This is a genomic window from Pelagibius sp. (assembly GCF_028289705.1).
In the GTDB taxonomy this organism is placed as follows: domain Bacteria; phylum Pseudomonadota; class Alphaproteobacteria; order Kiloniellales; family Kiloniellaceae; genus Pelagibius.
On record NZ_JANQOI010000188.1, the window covers coordinates 16,755 to 32,441 of the forward strand.

Genomic DNA, 15,687 nt, shown 5'->3' on the forward strand with positions numbered 1-15,687 from the left:
GGGACTTACGGGAGAAAGGACGAGATGAGATGAAAGGTGCGCGGCCGGACCAGGCCCGTTTGACCCGGGACAACGACCTCTCCAAGACCGCGGAGACACAGCGCGTCATCGAGGCCATGGTCGACGGTCTCAACGACCACCGCATCGACGATATCGGCGAGTTCTTCGCCGAGGGCTTTTCCTGGATGGGCAATGCCGGCTGCGGCACCAAGCGGGGACTGCAGGAGTTCCAGGACAACTGGCAGCGGCCCTTCCAGGCGGCTTTCTCCGACAAGATCTGCACCGACGAGGCCCGCATCTTTCAAGGCCAGTGGGGTGCCTGCTTCGGCCGGCAGGAGGCGACCCACTCCGGGGAGTTCATGGGCATCCCGCCCACCGGCAAGCGGGTGGAAATCCCTTACATGGACTTCTGGAAGGTCGAGGATGGCCGCATCGTCGACAACTGGGTGATGGTCGACTTCCCGCACGTCATGCGCCAGCTCGGGGTGGACCCCTTCGATGGCCATGGCTGGGAGGCCTACGACAGCGGCCGCAAGGCGCCGCCGCGTCCGGACGGGGCAGAGAGCGTTAGCAAGGAAACAGGGACATGGTGACATACCTGAAGCAGGGCCGCGATGCCGAGGCCGTGGCGGCGGCCGACGCCGAGGTCCGGGCTATCGTCGAGGCCGCCTTGTCCGACATTGCGGCACGCGGCGACCAGGCGGTGCGCGAGATGTCGATCAAGTTCGACGGTTGGGATCGCGAGAGCTATCGGCTTTCTGAGGCGGAGGTCCAGGCCTGCCTCGACCAGCTCACCGAAAAGCAGCTTGCCGACCTCGAATTCGCACAGACTCAGGTGCGCAACTTCGCCGAGATCCAAAAGGCGGCCTTGCAGGACGTGGAGCGGGAAACCCTGCCGGGGGTCATACTTGGGCACAAGAACATCCCGATGAATTCCGTCGGTTGCTACGTGCCCGGGGGCAAGTACCCGCTGCTGGCCTCGGCCCATATGTCGGTGCTCACCGCCAAGGTGGCCGGGGTGAAACGCATCGCCACCTGCGCGCCGCCCTTCGAGGGCAAGCCGGCCCCGGCGATCGTCGCCGCGCAGCACATGGCCGGTGCCGACGAGATCTACGTGCTCGGCGGCATCCAAGCGATTGGCGCCATGGCCCTGGGGACGGAGACGATCGAGTCGGTCGATATGCTGGTCGGGCCCGGCAACGCCTTCGTTGCCGAGGCCAAGCGGCAACTCTATGGCCGGGTCGGCATCGATCTCTTCGCCGGGCCCACCGAAACCCTGGTGATCGCCGACGAGACCGTCGACGGCGAACTCTGCGCCGTCGACCTGCTGGGCCAGGCCGAGCACGGCCCGAATTCGCCGGCGGTGTTGCTCACCAACTCGGAGAAGCTGGCCCGGGATACCATGGCCGAGGTCGAACGGCTGCTGCCGCAGATGCCCACCGGAGAGGTCGCCGCCCGGGCCTGGGAGGACTACGGCCAGGTGATCGTCGCCGAGGACTATGAGGAAATGCTGCGGGTGGCCGACGAGATCGCCTCGGAGCATGTCCAGGTCATGACCGAGCGCGACGACTGGTTCCTCGAGCGGATGACCAACTACGGCGCGCTGTTCCTGGGGCCGCGGACCAACGTCAGCTACGGTGACAAGGTCATCGGCACCAACCATACCCTGCCGACCAAGAAGGCGGCGCGCTATACCGGCGGTCTCTGGGTCGGGAAGTTCCTGAAGACCTGCACCTATCAGAAGGTGCTGACCGACGAGGCCAGCACGCTGGTGGGCGAATACTGCTCGCGGCTCTGCGCGCTGGAGGGCTTTGCCGGCCACGGCGAGCAGGCGAACATCCGTGTGCGCCGCTACGGCCGGCGCAATGTAAAACCCTACAGCGCTGTAGACGCGGCCTGAGCCGAATCCAAAGGCACTGGTATCATTGAGCCGGGTATCATTCAGGAGGAATGAGCGAAGCGATGGATTTGCCCAAGACGCCGAGCTTCAGACTGGACGGGCGTAAGGCCCTGGTGACGGGAGCCGGGCGCGGCCTTGGCCTTGCCATGGCCGCCGCGTTGGCGGAGGCCGGTGCGGAGGTGCTGTTGACGGCGCGCACGGCCTCGGAGATCGAGGCGGCGGCCGAGGCGATCCGCGCTGGCGGTGGATCGGCTTTGGCTGTGGCCCTGGATGTGACCGATGTGGCTGCCGTCGAAGCGGTGGTCGGCGAGCACGGTCCTTTCCAGGTTCTGGTGAATAATGCCGGCATGAACCGCCCGGCCCATCTGGTCGACGTTACGGAGGAAAACTATGACGCTGTCGCGGGGGTCAACATCCGCGCCGCCCTCTTCGTCGCCAAGGCCGTGGCGACGAATCTCATTGCGGCCGGGCTTCCCGGTTCTATCATTCACATCGGCTCCCAGATGGGTCACGTCGGCGGCGCCAAGCGGTCGGTTTACTGTGCCACCAAGCACGCGATAGAGGGCATGTCCAAGTCCATGGCCTGGGAACTCGGGCCGCATGACATTCGCGTCAATACGATCTGTCCGACCTTCATCGAAACGGCGTTGACCAGACCCTCTCTCGATGACCCGGACTTCATGGCGGAGGTGAACTCCAAGATCGCGCTCGGACGCATCGGACGAACCGAAGACGTCATGGGGGCCGTGATCTTTCTGGCCTCGGATGCTTCGGCCCTGGTGACCGGTTCTGCCCTGATGGTCGACGGCGGCTGGACGGCGGCATGAGCGGAAAGATGGTCAAGGAAACCGTTACCTCCACCGATGTCGCGCGCCACGCGGGCGTCTCCCAGTCGGCGGTCAGCCGGGTCTTCACCCCCGGCGCCAGCGTCTCCACCACCATGCGCGAAAGGGTCATGAAATCGGCTGAAGCGCTGGGCTACCGGCCCAACGCGCTGGCCCGCTCGCTGATCAGCGGACGTTCGCGCATTATCGGCGTGGTCGTGGCCTACCTCGACAACCAGTTCTATCCCGTTGCCCTGGAGAAGCTGTCCAATGCGCTGCAGGCCCAGGGCTACCACATCCTGGTGTTCATGGCCTCACAGACCCGCGGGAACCTGGACCACGTCCTGCAAGAGATCCTCGACTACCAGGTCGACGGCCTGGTGATGGCCTCGGTGGCCATGTCCTCCGACCTCGCCGCCCAGTGTGATGCCGCCGGGGTTCCTGTTGTTCTGTTCAACCGCTCCCAGGACGACCAGCGGCTATCGGCGGTGACCTCCGACAACCTGAGAGGTGGCCGCGACGTGGCCCGCTTTCTGGTTGCCGGCGGTCATCGGCGGATCGCCTATATCGCCGGCTGGGAGGGGGCGTCGACCAACCGCGACCGCGAGGCCGGCTTCCTCAAGGGGCTCGAAGAAGCGGGGATTCCCCTGTTCGATCGGGCCGTGGGCGACTACGACTTCGAGCACGCCAAGCAGGCCACGCGCCAGCTCTTCGACCGTCCTGCAGGGGATCGCCCGGACGCTGTCTTCGTGGCCAACGACCACATGGCAATTGCCGTGCTCGACGTGCTGCGGCACGTGCTGGGCATCCGGGTGCCTGAGGACGTGTCTGTGGTCGGCTACGACGACGTGCCCGAGGCGGCCTGGTCCAGCTACGATCTCACCACCGTCCGCCAGCCCACGAACCGGATGGTCGATGCCACCGTGCGTATCCTCATGGACCGAATCGAGGAAGGTCAGGTCATGCCTCAGCGCATCGCTATTGGAGGCCCCTTGATGCTCCGCGGTTCCGCGCGACGGCCGGACGGCCAAGAGGACGCCGAGGTCTGGCCATGAGGGGGTTCGACCAGAAGTACCAGGATCTGCCGGATTACATCATCGCGGTGACCAAGGAGATCTGGGAAGACCGTGGTATCGCCACGCTGCGCAAACACTACAGCGAAACGATTCCCGTGCGTACCCCGTCCTCCATTGTGGTCGGCAACGAGGCCGTCATCGCGGCGACCATGGCGACTTTGGCGGAGTTCCCGGACCGTACGCTGCTGGGCGAGGACGTGATCTGGAGCGGGGACGAGGAGGAGGGCTATCTTTCGTCCCACCGCTTGCTGTCCACCGCCACCCATCTCGGCAATGGGGTCTATGGCGCGGCCACTGGGAAGACCCTGCGCTATCGCATCCTCGCCGATTGCGCGGCAAAAGATGGCCAGATCTACGATGAATGGATGGTTCGCGATCAGGGCGCCGTTGTGCGCCAGCTCGGCATCGAACCCAAGCGCTTTGCGGCGGACCGCATTACCAAGGAAGGTGGGCCGGATCACTGCACCCGCCCCCTGACACCCGAAACCGACGTCGCAGGCCGCTACCGGGGCAACGGCAACGGCAACGACTTCGGCCGGCGCTATGCCGATCTGCTGACCCGGATCATGGCCGCCGACATGGCGGCAATCCCGCAGGTCTACGACCGCGCCGCCGAGCTTCAGATGCCCGGCGGCATCGCCGGTCATGGCTGGGACGCCGCAGACCGCTTCTGGATGGGCCTGCGCTCGGCCTTTCCCTCGGCGGCCTTCGAAATTCAACACGCCATCGGCCGCGAGGATCCCTTGATGCCGCCGCGGGCCGCCCTGCGCTGGAGCCTGCATGGCAAGCACGACGGTTTCGGGGCCTTCGGCGAGCCCACCGGCGCCATGGTTTACGTGATGGGCATCAGCCATGCCGAGTTCGGACCCTGGGGCCTGCGCCGCGAGTGGGTGTTGTTCGATGAAACCGCGATCTGGAAACAGATCCTGATGCAAACGGGGTGAGAGCCAGAGGATGACCCTGATCGTTGAAGACATGCAGAGGCGGCTTGTCCGCTATGCCGAGCTGGTTCCCTGTACGACTGCCTTCGTCGACACCCGGACGCCGGGCTCCGACAAGAAGGAGAACTTCACCATCATCGGGCCGGGGGTTTCGGAAAGCCCGGACCAGCATGTGCACATCGCCGAGCCCCATGGCTTTAACATCGGCGGCGCACGCCAGCCGGGCGGCTGCGTCAACTCCCAGCACAGCCACGACACCGCGGAGGTCTTCGTCGTGCACAGCGGGCGCTGGCGCCTGATCTTCGGCCCGGACGGCAAAGACGGACACCTGGATGTGGCCCCGGGGGACGTCGCCTCGGTGCCGATCCACATGTTCCGCGGCTTCAAGAAGCTCGACGAGGATGTCGGCTTTCTCTGGGTGGTCCTGGGCGGCGACGATCCCGGCAAAGTGACCTGGGCACCCAACGTCTTCGACATGGCTGCCAGCTACGGCCTCAAGCTTCTCAAAGGCGGACGGCTGATCGACACAGCCGCCGGCGAGACCCTGCCGGAAGGCGCCGCACTCGAACAGCCGCCGTCCGAGGCCGAGCTGAAGGCGCTCGCGACACCGCCCGCCGAGAAGCTTGCGGACTGTGTCCTCACGTCAGCGCAGATGCGTGGAGAGCCGAATTCGCCGCTGGCGCGCGAGGGTGTCGAGGAATGCCCGGTGATCACGACGGCGCCGACCGGCGACGGCTTCCGGCCCGGACCCATCGTCGGCTGGTGGCCCCACGGTTTTGCGTTGCGCTGCCTGAAGATGCGCAGCGGCGCGCGTGTGCCCCGTCACATCCGCGACGAAGAGGAGGTCATCTTTGTCCACCGCGGCGCCCTCACAGTAGGCTGGGACGGCAGTGAGGTCGTCGTCGGCGCCGGCGACACCCTGACGGTGCCGAAGGGCCTGGCGCGGGCCTTCCAGGCCGGCATCTCCGGCGACACCGTTGCCTTCGTCGTGCGCGGCGGCGACGCGCCGGGCGCACCGCGCTTCGTCGAACCGGATGCGCCGGGGGCGGGAGCCTCTTCGGTCAGCTCCGGCGCGGCCTTACGGAGTGCTGGGTAAACCACGGAGGAGTGGCATCGATGAGCGATCGTATCCTGACGACCCACGTCGGCTCCCTGCCGCGGCCGGAGGACGTGACCGAGGTCGTCTTTGCCCGCGAGCGCGGCGAGACTGTCGAAGAGAGCAGGTTCGATGGGGTCATTGGCGCCGGCGTCGAGCGCGTCATGACCCGCCAGCGCGAGGCTGGCATCGATCTTCCCTCGGACGGCGAGATGTCGAAGATCTCCTATGCCACCTACATCAAGGACCGGCTGACCGGCTTCGAGGGCGACAGCCCGCGGCGCCCGCCCGCCGACCTGAAGGCCTATCCGAGCTTCCTGGAGAAGCTCGCCAAGGCCGGCGGCACGCCCAGCTACAAGCGCCCGAAATGCGTCGGCCCCATCGCGGTCAAGGACCTTCAGCCCCTGCACGACGACATTGCCCGCATGAAGGCGGCCATGGCGAAGACCGGCTATGCGGAAGGCTTCATGAACTCGGCGACGCCTGGGGTGATCGCGTTGTTCCAACCCTCCGAACACCACGCCAGCCACGAGGCCTACCTCGAAGAGGTCGCCGAGGCCATGCGCCAGGAGTACGAGGCCATCGTCGAGTCGGGGCTGCTGCTGCAGCTCGACAGCCCCGACCTCGGCCTCGGGCGCCATATGATGTTTCCCGATCTCTCGGACGAGGACTTCATCAAGACCGCCGAGCGCCACGTCGAAATCCTGAACCACGCGCTGCGCAACGTTCCCGGCGAGCGGGTGCGCATCCACATCTGCTGGGGCAATTACGAGGGCCCGCACCACTGCGACATCGCCCTCGCCAAGGTCCTGCCTACGGTCCTGAAAGCGAAACCGCGGGCGCTGCTGTTCGAGTCCTCCAACCCGCGCCATGCCCACGAATGGACCGTTTGGGAGGATACCAAGCTGCCGGAGGACTACCGGCTGATCCCCGGCGTCATCGACTCGACCACCAACTTCGTCGAGCACCCGGAGCTGGTGGCCCAGCGGATCGAGCGTTTCGCCGGCCTCGTCGGCCGCGACCGGGTGATCGCCGGCACCGACTGCGGCTTCGCCACCTTCGCCGGCTTCGGCGCCGTCGACGGCGAGATCGCCTGGGCCAAGCTCGCGGCTCTGGCCGAGGGCGCGGCCATCGCCACCGGCCGGCTCTGGGGCCGCGCGGCGTGAGTCGGCAGCCGCTCCTGCTGCTGCCGGGCATGATGTGCGATGCGCGGCTCTTCGCCCCGCAGATCTCGGATCTCGACGATATCGCGGAGATCCGGGTGGGCGACCTGGGCGGCGCCGAGACGATATCGGAGATCGCCCGGCAGGTGCTCGAGGCCGCGCCCTGGCCGCGTTTTGCCCTCGCCGGCCTGTCCATGGGCGGGATCGTGGCCATGGAAGTAATGCGCCAGGCACCCGAGCGGGTGGAGCGCCTCGCGCTCCTGGACACCAACCACCGTGCCGAGGCGCCGGACCGCCAGGCCCTGCGGCAGCCGCAGATCGAGCGGGCGGTGGGCGGGGCCCTGCGGCGTGTCCTGATCGAGGAGATGAAGCCGCTCTACCTCGCCCCGCAAAGCCGGGACGACGAGACGATCCTCAACACCGTGCTCGACATGGCCCTCGATCTCGGCGCCGAGGTCTTCGTGCGCCAATCCACGGCGCTGCGGGACCGGCCGGACCAGAGCGCGACCCTGCGTGCCGCCGAGGTGCCGACCCTGGTGCTCTGCGGGGCCTGCGACAATCTCTGTCCGGTCGAGCGGCACCTGGAGATCGCTGCCCTACTGCCGCGGGCCCGTCTCGAGATTATCCCTGAGGCCGGTCACCTGCCGACCTTGGAGCGCCCGGCGGAAACCTCCGCCGCCCTGCGCCGCTGGCTGAACTGACTCCGACCCCGGGACCGACCATGACAGACCTGACCGAAGCCTTCTTCGAGACCCTTCGCCGCGTCGACACGCCGACGGTCTGCAACGCCATCGAGGTGGCACAGGGCCGGCGCGGCTTCGATGCCTTCACCAGGCGCACGATGCAGGTGGCCGACCCGGCGCTGCAGCCGATTGTCGGCTATGCCAAGACCGCCAGGATCAAGGCGAGCGCCCCAGCGGCAGAGCCCCCCGAAACCATCAAGGCCCGGCGCATGGCCTACTACCGCTACATGTCCGAGCCGCCGCGCCCCGCCGTCGTGGTGATCGAAGACGTCGACGAGCCGGATTGCGTCGGCGCCTATTGGGGCGAGATCAATGCCGCGGTCCACAAGGGCTTCGGCCTCGCGGGCGCCGTGACCAACGGCGTGATGCGGGACCTCGATGCCTTGGCGCCGGGCTTTCAGATCCTGGCCGGCTCGGTCGGCCCCTCCCACGGTTTCGTCCATGTCCTGGACTTCGACCAGCCGGTCTCGGTTCTGGGGATGGACGTCGCCCCGGGTGCGCTGATCCATGCCGACCGCCACGGCGCCGTCTGCATACCGGACGATGTTGTTTCTGCCCTGCCGGCGGCCATTGAGACCCTCATGGCATCGGAAAAGTTGGTGTTGGACCCGGCGGGGCGGCCGGGGTTCGACTTCGAAGCCTTCGAGAAAGCCTGGCAAGCCTTCGAGGCGGCCAGAACGTGAAGCCTCGCACGCACCGCCCGCCGGACGCCTCTGCGCGTTTCAGCAGTCACCACAAAGCTTGAGTGACTGGTGTAGGGCCTCGAACGAATGCAACCCGGTCTTCCGATCGCCGGGAACACTTGCCGGAGCGGGCGCTTTGGTTCGATAGTCTCTCCCCGGCGAGGGGCCGCGCCCGCGCGCCGCTTGGGTCAGCATGAACCGCAGAGGAGGGGAGAGATGGCACCGGACGACAGCGCACCGCAGGCCGAGCGTGACCAGAGGGTTTTCATGGATGCGCTCTATTGGTGGGGCGTGCCCACCTTGTTTCGCGCACCCCACAACCCCGATCCCACGGCCTGCGACATCGCCCTGGTGGGGGTGCCGCACTCGACCGGCAACGGCACCACCGAGCGCGATCAGCACCTGGGGCCGCGGGCGGTGCGCGACATCTCCGCCAACGGCCGGCGGGTCCACATGCACTTCGAACTCGACCCCTGGAATGCCTGCCGCATCCACGACCTGGGCGACGTGCCGCTTCCGGAGGCCAACAACAACGAACGCTGTATCGAACGCATCACGGCCTTCTACGAGAAGGTCGACGCCGCCGGCACGCGGCCGGTCTCCGTCGGCGGCGATCACTCGATCACCGGCGGCATCCTGCAGGCCCTGGGCGGTCCCCAATCGAAACTGACCGGCGGCAAGAAGGCGGCGCTGCTCCACTTCGATGCCCACACCGATGCCTTTTCCAACATGAAGCACTTCCTGGGTGCCGAGAAGTCGGCGGCCCACTGGGCGGCCTACCTTGTGCAGGACGGCCATGTCGATGCCGAACGCAGCGTTCAGGTGGGCATCCGCGGCAACGCGCGCACCCTGGACTGGCTGAAGCCCAGCTACGACCTGGGTTACGAGGTCATCACCATGGACCGCTACAAGGAGATCGGGCTGCAGCGCGCCATCGAGATCATCCAGCAGCGCATCGGCGACCATCCGGTCTACATCACCTTCGACCTCGACTGCCTCGACCCCATGGTGGCGCCGGGCTGCGCCAACATCGAGGCCGGCTGTAACGGCTTCATGATCGACGAGGCCATGGCTCTGCTGCGCGCGGTGCGCGGCTTCAACATCGTCGGCGGCGACGTCGCCTGCCTGATGCCCACCAAGGACAGCCCCAACAAGATCACCGCCATGGTCACCATGGCGGTGATGTTCGAGATGCTGAGCCTGATCGCCGACAGCCACTTCCGGGAGTAGGTGGCGGGGCGTCAGCCGCCGCTCACCGAGCTGCCGTGCCCAGGGCCAGCAGAGAACGCAGATTGCGCTGGGGTTTGATCAGGTCGGCCAGGGTGTAGCCGTCCAGCACCTCCAGAAAGGCGGTGAGGGCCTCGTCGAGGGCGCCGGCAAGCAGACAGCTTCCCGCGATCCGGCAGCCGGAGGGCGCCGTGCCAAAGCACTCGACCACCTGAAAGTCCGGCTCGGCGCGCCGGACGATGTCGCCGATGCGGATCTCCTCCGGCGCCTTGGCCAGATGCAGGCCGCCGCTCTTGCCGCGGATGGTTTCGATCACCCCGTCGCGGCCCAGGTCCTGGACGATTTTCATCAGATGGTTTCGGGAAATGCCGTAGCAGTCCGAGATTTCCTTGATGGTGGCGCGCTCGCCGCCCTTCAGGCCCAGGTACATCAGCACCCGCAGGGTATAGTCGGTATAGACCGTCAGACGCATGCAGGCTCTCCCCGATCCCCGGGCCAGGAAAAAGTTCCGGGCCGCGGCAGATCATAACAAGCATAGTATATGCATGTTATGGATGGGTTCCAAGCCCTTCGATGTCGGGCGGTCCGGCCGTCAGCGCACCACCCCGAACTCTTTCACCGCTGTGAGAGCAGGTCATAGAGCGTCAGCGCCACCACCTCGGTGGCCTTGGTGAGGTCGCTGAGAGGCAGGCGTTCGTCGGCGCGGTGGGCGTTGGCCTCCTCGATGGAGTGGGGGCCGGCGCCGAAGAGCACGGTGGGGATGCCGGCGGCCGTGTAGTGGCGCGCGTCGGTGTAGAGCGGCACGCCCTTGGCGGCCACCGGCTCGCCCATGATCTCAGAGGCGCGGGCCGCCAGCCGCTCGGTCAGGCGCTCGCCGCCGGCAAGCGGCATCAGGGGCGCGGCCAGCAGGACGCGGCGGATGCTGACGCCGATGCCGGGGAAGGGCTTGGCGGCGCCTTCGATCAGGCCGCGCAATTCGGCCTCCACGGCTTCCGGCTGTTCCTCCGGGATCATGCGGCGGTCGAGGCGGAAGGTGACGCGGTCCGGCACCACATTGGTGTTGATGCCGCCCTCGATGAGACCCACGGTCAACTGCGGGCTGCCGATGCCCTCGATCTCCGAGACCTTGGCGGAAAGTCCCTTGCGCCAGTCGTAGAGCGCGGTGAGGACGGCGTTGGCGGCCTCCAGGGCGTCGTGGCCGGTGAACGGCATGGCCGCATGGGCCGACTTGCCGTCGATAGTCACTTCCAGGTGCAGGCAGCCATTGTGGGCGGTCACCACGTTGTAGGAAAAGCCGGCGCCGATGGAGAGATCGGGCTTGGAGATGCCCTCGGCGATCAGCCACTGCGGGCCGATCTCGCCGCCCACCTCCTCGTCGTAAGTGAAGTGCAGCTCGACGCTGCCGCCCAGGCGCGCGCCGGCCTCCGCCGCCTTCTCAAGGGCGATCAGGGCATAGGTGTAGGTGGCGAAGTCGGACTTGGAGACCGCGACGCCGCGGCCGTACATCCAGCCTTCGTCGACCTCGGCGCCGTAGGGGTCCTTGGTCCAGCCCTCGCCCGGCGGCACCACGTCGCCGTGGGCGTTGAGGGCGATCACCGGGCCACTATCTCCCTGGGCCCCGAACGTCTTCCGCACCACTAGGTTGGTGGCGCTGATCATGCCGGCGGCCTTCACGGTGGCCTCGGGCACGGGGTGGCGCTCCACCTCGAAGCCAAGCTCTTCCAGCAAGACGGCGGCGCGTTCGGCATGGGCCCGGCAGTCGCCCGGCGGGTTGTCGGAGGGCACTTTCACCAGTTCCGCCAGGAAGCGGGTCTGTGCGTCGCGCTCGCGCTCCAGAAGGCCGTGGATCAGCGTTTGTACGGTGTCTGTGGTGGTGTCGCTCATGGCTGGGTGTCTCTTGCAGAAAAAGGCGGATGTCAGTGGAGGAGAGCGCGGGCGGCGGCCTGATGCTGGTGGCGCAAGGCGTCGAGGTCGAGGCCGGGCAGGGCGCCGTCCTCGACGATCCAGCAGCCCTGCACCATCACCCGGTCGGCCTTGGCGCCGCCGCAGAGCACCAGGGCGGCCAGGGGATCGCCGGCGCCGGAATAGCGCAACTCGTCCAGCCGGCAGAGGGTGAGGTCGGCTTCGCAGCCGACTGCGATGCGGCCGATGTCCCGGCGTCCCAGGCAGGCGGCGGAGCCCGCCGTCGCCCAGCGCAGGGCATCGCGGTGGGAGACCTGTTCGGCGCCATGGGCGAGGCGCTGCAGCAGAAAGGCCTGGCGCACCTCGCCCAGCAGGTCGGAGCCGTCGTTACTGGCCGAGCCGTCGACACCGAGGCCGACCTTGAGGCCGGCCGCCTCCAGCGCCGGCACCCGGCAGGTGCCCGACGCGAGGATCATGTTGGAGGAGGGGCAGTGGCAGACGCCGACCCGGTGTTTGCCGAGGCGCGCGATCTCCGCCTCCGAAAACCAGATGCCGTGGGCCAGCCAGGCGCGGTCGTTGAGCCAGCCCACGTCTTCCAGGTAGTCCACGGGGGTGCAGCCGAATTGGTCGCGACACCAGTCCTCCTCGTCGCGGGTTTCGGCGAGGTGGGTGTGCAGCAGGATATCGTGCCTTGCGGCCAGATCGGCGGAGGCGCGCATCACCTCCCGCGTCACTGAGAAAGGCGAGCAGGGCGCCAGCGCGATCTGGATGCGCGCGCCGGGGCCGCTCTGGTGATAGCGGGCCACCAGCCGCTCGCTGTCCGCCATGATGGCGTCCTCGCGCTGGACCACCTGGCGCGGCGGCAGGCCGCCGTCGTCCTCCGAGAGCGACATGGAACCGCGAGTGAAAACGGCGCGCAGGCCCAGCGCCTCGGCCTCCTCCACCTGGATGTCGATGGCCTCTTCCAGGCCCGGCGGAAAGACGTAGTGGTGGTCGGCGACGGTGGTGGCGCCGGAGAGCGCCAGTTCCGCCAGCGCGAGGCGGGTGGCCAGGCGGTGCGCCTCCGGCGTCAGTTTCGCCCAGATGGGATAGAGCGCCTGCAGCCAGGGAAACAGCGGCTTGTCGAGGGCCGGCGGGCAGGCGCGGGTCAGGGTCTGGTAGAAGTGGTGATGGGTGTTGATGAGCCCGGGCAGCACCACGTGTTCAGAGGCGTCGAAAGTCTCTACCTCAAGCGTCTGCGGACGCGCGCCCACGGGCACCAGCTCGGCGATCCTGCCGCCGCGCACGACGAGCCCGCCGCCGGCCGCCGCTTCGCTGAAGACGGCCAGGGGGTTCCTGATCCAGAGGGCGGACCCTTCGGTCATCGCGCCAGGCTGTCCGGATCGAGGTGCTCGAGGAAGTCGAGGAACACCTGGGCGGCGGCCTCCGCATCCTCGGCGGTGATGCTTTCCAGCGGATTGTGACTGATGCCGCCGCCGCAGCGCACGAACAGCATGGCGATGGGGCAGAGGGCGCCGAGCGCCATGGCGTCGTGGCCGGCGCCGCTGGGCAGGCGCAGGGGCCGCAGGCCCTGGCGGGCGATGGCGGCGTCGAGCTGGTCCATCAGGGCCGCGTCGCAGGCGACCGCGCCTTCGTCGTAAAGCCGTTCCATCGAAAGTGTGAGGCCCCGCCGTTCGGCGATCTCCGCACAGCGCTTGTCCAGGTCGGCGATGGCGGCTTCGCGCTGACCGTCCTGTGGTGCGCGGATGTCCAGGGTGAAGCCGACACGCCCTGGGATGACGTTCACCGCGCCGGGGGCCGCCTCGATGCGTCCCACCGTGGCCACCAGGCCTTCGTCGGTGCGGCCGCGCTCCTCGATGGCCAGGATCATTTCCGCCGCACCGGCCAGCGCGTCCTTGCGCAGGCGCATGGGCACCGTGCCGGCATGACCGGCCATGCCCTCCAGCGTGAGGGCGAAGCGGCTGGCGCCATTGATGGCGGTCACCGTGCCGACCGGCAGGGCTTCGGCCTCCAGCACCGGCCCCTGCTCGATATGGACCTCGACGAAAGCCAGCACCTCGTCGGAATTGCGCGCTTCACCGGCAATGCCGTCGGGGTCGCAGCCGAAATGGCGCAGGGCCTCGGCCAGGCTGGTGCCCTCCGCGTCTTGGACGTCGAGGGCGGCCGGATCGAAGCTGCCGGCGATGCTGCGCGATCCCGACAGCGTGGTGGGAAAGCGCACGCCCTCTTCGTCGCCGAAGGCGATGATTTCGACGGCGAAGGGCAGGCGCTTGCCGCGAGCGTTCAAATCGGCGATGCAGGCGATCGGCAGGGCGACGCCCAGGTTCCCGTCATAGGCCCCGGCATCGCGCACGGTATCGATATGCGATCCGGTGATCAGGGTCTTCGCATCGGGCGTCGCGCCCTCGTAGCGGCCCACCACGTTGCCGACGGCATCGATGCGCGCCGTCATGCCGGCCGCTTCCATGGCCGCGACGACCGACTCGGTGCAGGCCTTGTGCTCCGGGCTCAGAAAGACGCGGGTCAGCTTGCCCTCGTCCTCGCTGAAGCGAGCCCAGTCGTCGACCATGCCCTTGATGTCCGGGCCGGCGCCCGCCAGGGGCTTGGCGTTCACAGCTTTCGTCGCCAGGGTCATGGCAGCATGTCCTTCAGTCTCAGGAGCGCAATGCGTTCGATCTCCGCGAGGGCGGTGGCGAACTCCTGCGCCGGGTCGTGGGTCAGGCGCGTGCGGAAGGCGGCCAGGATCTCGTCCTTGCTGCGGCCCTTCACGGCCATGATGAACGGCATGGCGAACTTCGCCTTGTAGGCATCGTTGAGTTCGGTGAAGAGGCTGCGTTCCGCGTCGGTCAGTTGGTCTAGCCCGGCGGAGGCCTGTTCCTTGGTGGAGTCCGCCGTCAGCTGTCCGGCCCGGGCGAGGCGGCCCGCCAGGTCGGGGTGGGCGTTGATCAGGGCGCGCTGCCGCTCTTCGGTTCCCGCCCTGAGGGCGGCGACGAGTTGCCCGTGCAGCCCATCCGCGGTCGCGGTTCCGGCGGCGATGCCGGCGTCGTAGGCGGCCTCGGCCACCCAGGGCGAATGCTCGAAGACGCCGCCGAAGCGTTCGACGAAGGCCTGCCGGTCCAGGGCGCTGAGATCGCTCATGGCCGGTGCCTTTCGTGCCAGTGGCGGGCGATGTCGATGCGCCGCGGCGTCCAGACCGCTTTGTGGGACTTCACGTAGTCGAGGAAGCGCCTGAGGGCCGCCGCCCGCCCGGGGCGCCCCACCAGCCGGCAATGCAGGCCCACCGACAGCATCTTGGGGGCGCCGGCCTCGCCCTCGGTGTAGAGGACGTCGAAGGAGTCCTTGAGATAGGCGAAGAACTGGTCGCCGGCGTTGAAGCCCTGGGGCGTGGCGAAGCGCATGTCGTTGCTGTCCAGGGTGTAGGGGACGATGAGATGCGGGCCCTTGGGACCGTCGACCCAATAGGGCAGGTCGTCGGCATAGGAGTCCGAGGAATAAAGAAAGCCGCCTTCTTCCATCACCAGGGCCAGGGTGTTTTCCGAGCAGCGTCCGGTGTACCAGCCCAGCGGGCGTTCGCCGGTAACCTCGGTATGAATGCGTATGGCTTCGTCGAGATGGGCCTTCTCGTCGTCTTTGGAGAAGTCCTTGTATTCGATCCACTTCAGGCCGTGGGAGGCGATCTCCCAGTCCGCGCGCCGCATGGCGGCCACCGCGGCGGGGTTGCGCTCCAGGGCCGTTGCCACGCCATAGACCGTGACCGGTATCGCCGTCTCCCGGAACATGCGGTAGAGCCGCCAGAAGCCGGCGCGGCTGCCGTATTCGTAGATGGACTCCATGTTCAGGTGCCGCTGGCCGGGCCAGGCCTGGGCGCCGACGATTTCCGAGAGGAAGGCCTCGGAGGCGGCATCGCCGTGGAGGACGCAGTTCTCGCCGCCTTCTTCGTAGTTGATGACGAACTGCACGGCGATCCTGGCATCCCCGGGCCACTGCGGGTCCGGCGGGCTTTCGCCATAGCCGATCAGATCGCGCGGATAGTCGTCGGTCATCGGTTCGTCTTCCCCCTGTCCTTGGCGGATTTCTGTCCTTGGAGCACGTCGTTCGCACGCGAGCGCCCGCATCATAGTAGTGCAGATTA

16 protein-coding genes are annotated in these 15,687 nt (G+C 67.6%); 10 read left to right on the forward strand and 6 right to left on the reverse strand.

Annotation, left to right across the window (positions count from 1 at the left end; translation table 11 throughout):
* Nucleotides 1-29: 29 nt before the first annotated feature.
* From Q0996_RS24170 to Q0996_RS24215, 10 genes are all read left to right on the forward strand, one after another.
* Nucleotides 30-593 (forward strand): ester cyclase, encoded by a 564-nt coding sequence (locus tag Q0996_RS24170; RefSeq protein WP_299626311.1) that lies wholly within the window; start codon nt 30-32, stop codon nt 591-593.
* Entirely contained in the window at nt 587-1,900 is a 1,314-nt protein-coding gene (gene hisD / locus Q0996_RS24175; RefSeq protein WP_299626314.1) for a histidinol dehydrogenase, read from the forward strand. The genes Q0996_RS24170 and hisD overlap by 7 nt, the downstream gene beginning before the upstream one ends.
* 62 nt (nt 1,901-1,962) lie before the next feature.
* Nucleotides 1,963-2,727 carry an SDR family NAD(P)-dependent oxidoreductase gene (locus Q0996_RS24180; RefSeq protein ID WP_299626317.1) on the forward strand — a complete coding sequence of 255 codons (765 nt, stop codon included), beginning with the start codon at nt 1,963-1,965 and terminating at the stop codon, nt 2,725-2,727.
* The gene (locus Q0996_RS24185) at nt 2,724-3,779 is read left to right on the forward strand and encodes a LacI family DNA-binding transcriptional regulator (RefSeq protein ID WP_299626320.1); all 1,056 of its coding nucleotides are present in this window, start codon (nt 2,724-2,726) and stop codon (nt 3,777-3,779) included. Before Q0996_RS24180 ends, Q0996_RS24185 begins: the two co-directional genes overlap by 4 nt.
* Nucleotides 3,776-4,744 (forward strand): ester cyclase, encoded by a 969-nt coding sequence (locus tag Q0996_RS24190; RefSeq protein ID WP_299626323.1) that lies wholly within the window; start codon nt 3,776-3,778, stop codon nt 4,742-4,744. The genes Q0996_RS24185 and Q0996_RS24190 overlap by 4 nt, the downstream gene beginning before the upstream one ends.
* 10 nt (nt 4,745-4,754) lie before the next feature.
* Entirely contained in the window at nt 4,755-5,837 is a 1,083-nt protein-coding gene (locus tag Q0996_RS24195; RefSeq protein ID WP_299626326.1) for a cupin domain-containing protein, read from the forward strand.
* A 20-nt stretch (nt 5,838-5,857) separates the two neighbouring features.
* A complete protein-coding gene (locus Q0996_RS24200) occupies nt 5,858-7,003 on the forward strand; it encodes a cobalamin-independent methionine synthase II family protein (RefSeq protein WP_299626329.1) in 1,146 nt (381 codons plus the stop codon).
* A complete protein-coding gene (locus Q0996_RS24205; RefSeq protein WP_299626332.1) occupies nt 7,000-7,701 on the forward strand; it encodes an alpha/beta fold hydrolase in 702 nt (233 codons plus the stop codon). Before Q0996_RS24200 ends, Q0996_RS24205 begins: the two co-directional genes overlap by 4 nt.
* Nucleotides 7,702-7,721: 20 nt before the next feature.
* Nucleotides 7,722-8,426: an RraA family protein gene (locus Q0996_RS24210; RefSeq protein ID WP_299626335.1), complete on the forward strand. Its 705-nt coding sequence runs from the start codon at nt 7,722-7,724 to the stop codon at nt 8,424-8,426.
* Nucleotides 8,427-8,642: 216 nt separating this feature from the next.
* Nucleotides 8,643-9,656, forward strand: coding sequence for an arginase family protein (locus Q0996_RS24215; protein ID WP_299626337.1), 1,014 nt, complete (start codon nt 8,643-8,645; stop codon nt 9,654-9,656).
* Nucleotides 9,657-9,678: 22 nt separating this feature from the next.
* Here the strand turns inward: Q0996_RS24215 and Q0996_RS24220 are convergent, their stop codons facing one another.
* The 6 genes from Q0996_RS24220 to puuE all read right to left on the reverse strand — a co-directional run bounded on the left by Q0996_RS24220 (nt 9,679) and on the right by puuE (nt 15,598).
* Nucleotides 9,679-10,125, reverse strand: a complete 447-nt coding sequence (locus tag Q0996_RS24220) for an Rrf2 family transcriptional regulator (RefSeq protein ID WP_299626340.1) — start codon at nt 10,123-10,125, stop codon at nt 9,679-9,681.
* Nucleotides 10,126-10,268: 143 nt separating this feature from the next.
* Entirely contained in the window at nt 10,269-11,537 is a 1,269-nt protein-coding gene (locus Q0996_RS24225) for a M20/M25/M40 family metallo-hydrolase (protein ID WP_299626343.1), read from the reverse strand.
* A gap of 32 nt (nt 11,538-11,569) precedes the next feature.
* The gene (locus Q0996_RS24230) at nt 11,570-12,919 is read right to left on the reverse strand and encodes an 8-oxoguanine deaminase (RefSeq protein ID WP_299626345.1); all 1,350 of its coding nucleotides are present in this window, start codon (nt 12,917-12,919) and stop codon (nt 11,570-11,572) included.
* Nucleotides 12,916-14,190, reverse strand: coding sequence for an allantoate amidohydrolase (locus tag Q0996_RS24235; protein ID WP_299626348.1), 1,275 nt, complete (start codon nt 14,188-14,190; stop codon nt 12,916-12,918). The genes Q0996_RS24230 and Q0996_RS24235 overlap by 4 nt, the downstream gene beginning before the upstream one ends.
* Nucleotides 14,187-14,693: a 2-oxo-4-hydroxy-4-carboxy-5-ureidoimidazoline decarboxylase gene (gene uraD, locus Q0996_RS24240; protein ID WP_299626351.1), complete on the reverse strand. Its 507-nt coding sequence runs from the start codon at nt 14,691-14,693 to the stop codon at nt 14,187-14,189. The genes Q0996_RS24235 and uraD overlap by 4 nt, the downstream gene beginning before the upstream one ends.
* Nucleotides 14,690-15,598: an allantoinase PuuE gene (gene puuE, locus Q0996_RS24245; protein WP_299626354.1), complete on the reverse strand. Its 909-nt coding sequence runs from the start codon at nt 15,596-15,598 to the stop codon at nt 14,690-14,692. The genes uraD and puuE overlap by 4 nt, the downstream gene beginning before the upstream one ends.
* Between the last annotated feature and the right edge of the window lie 89 nt (nt 15,599-15,687).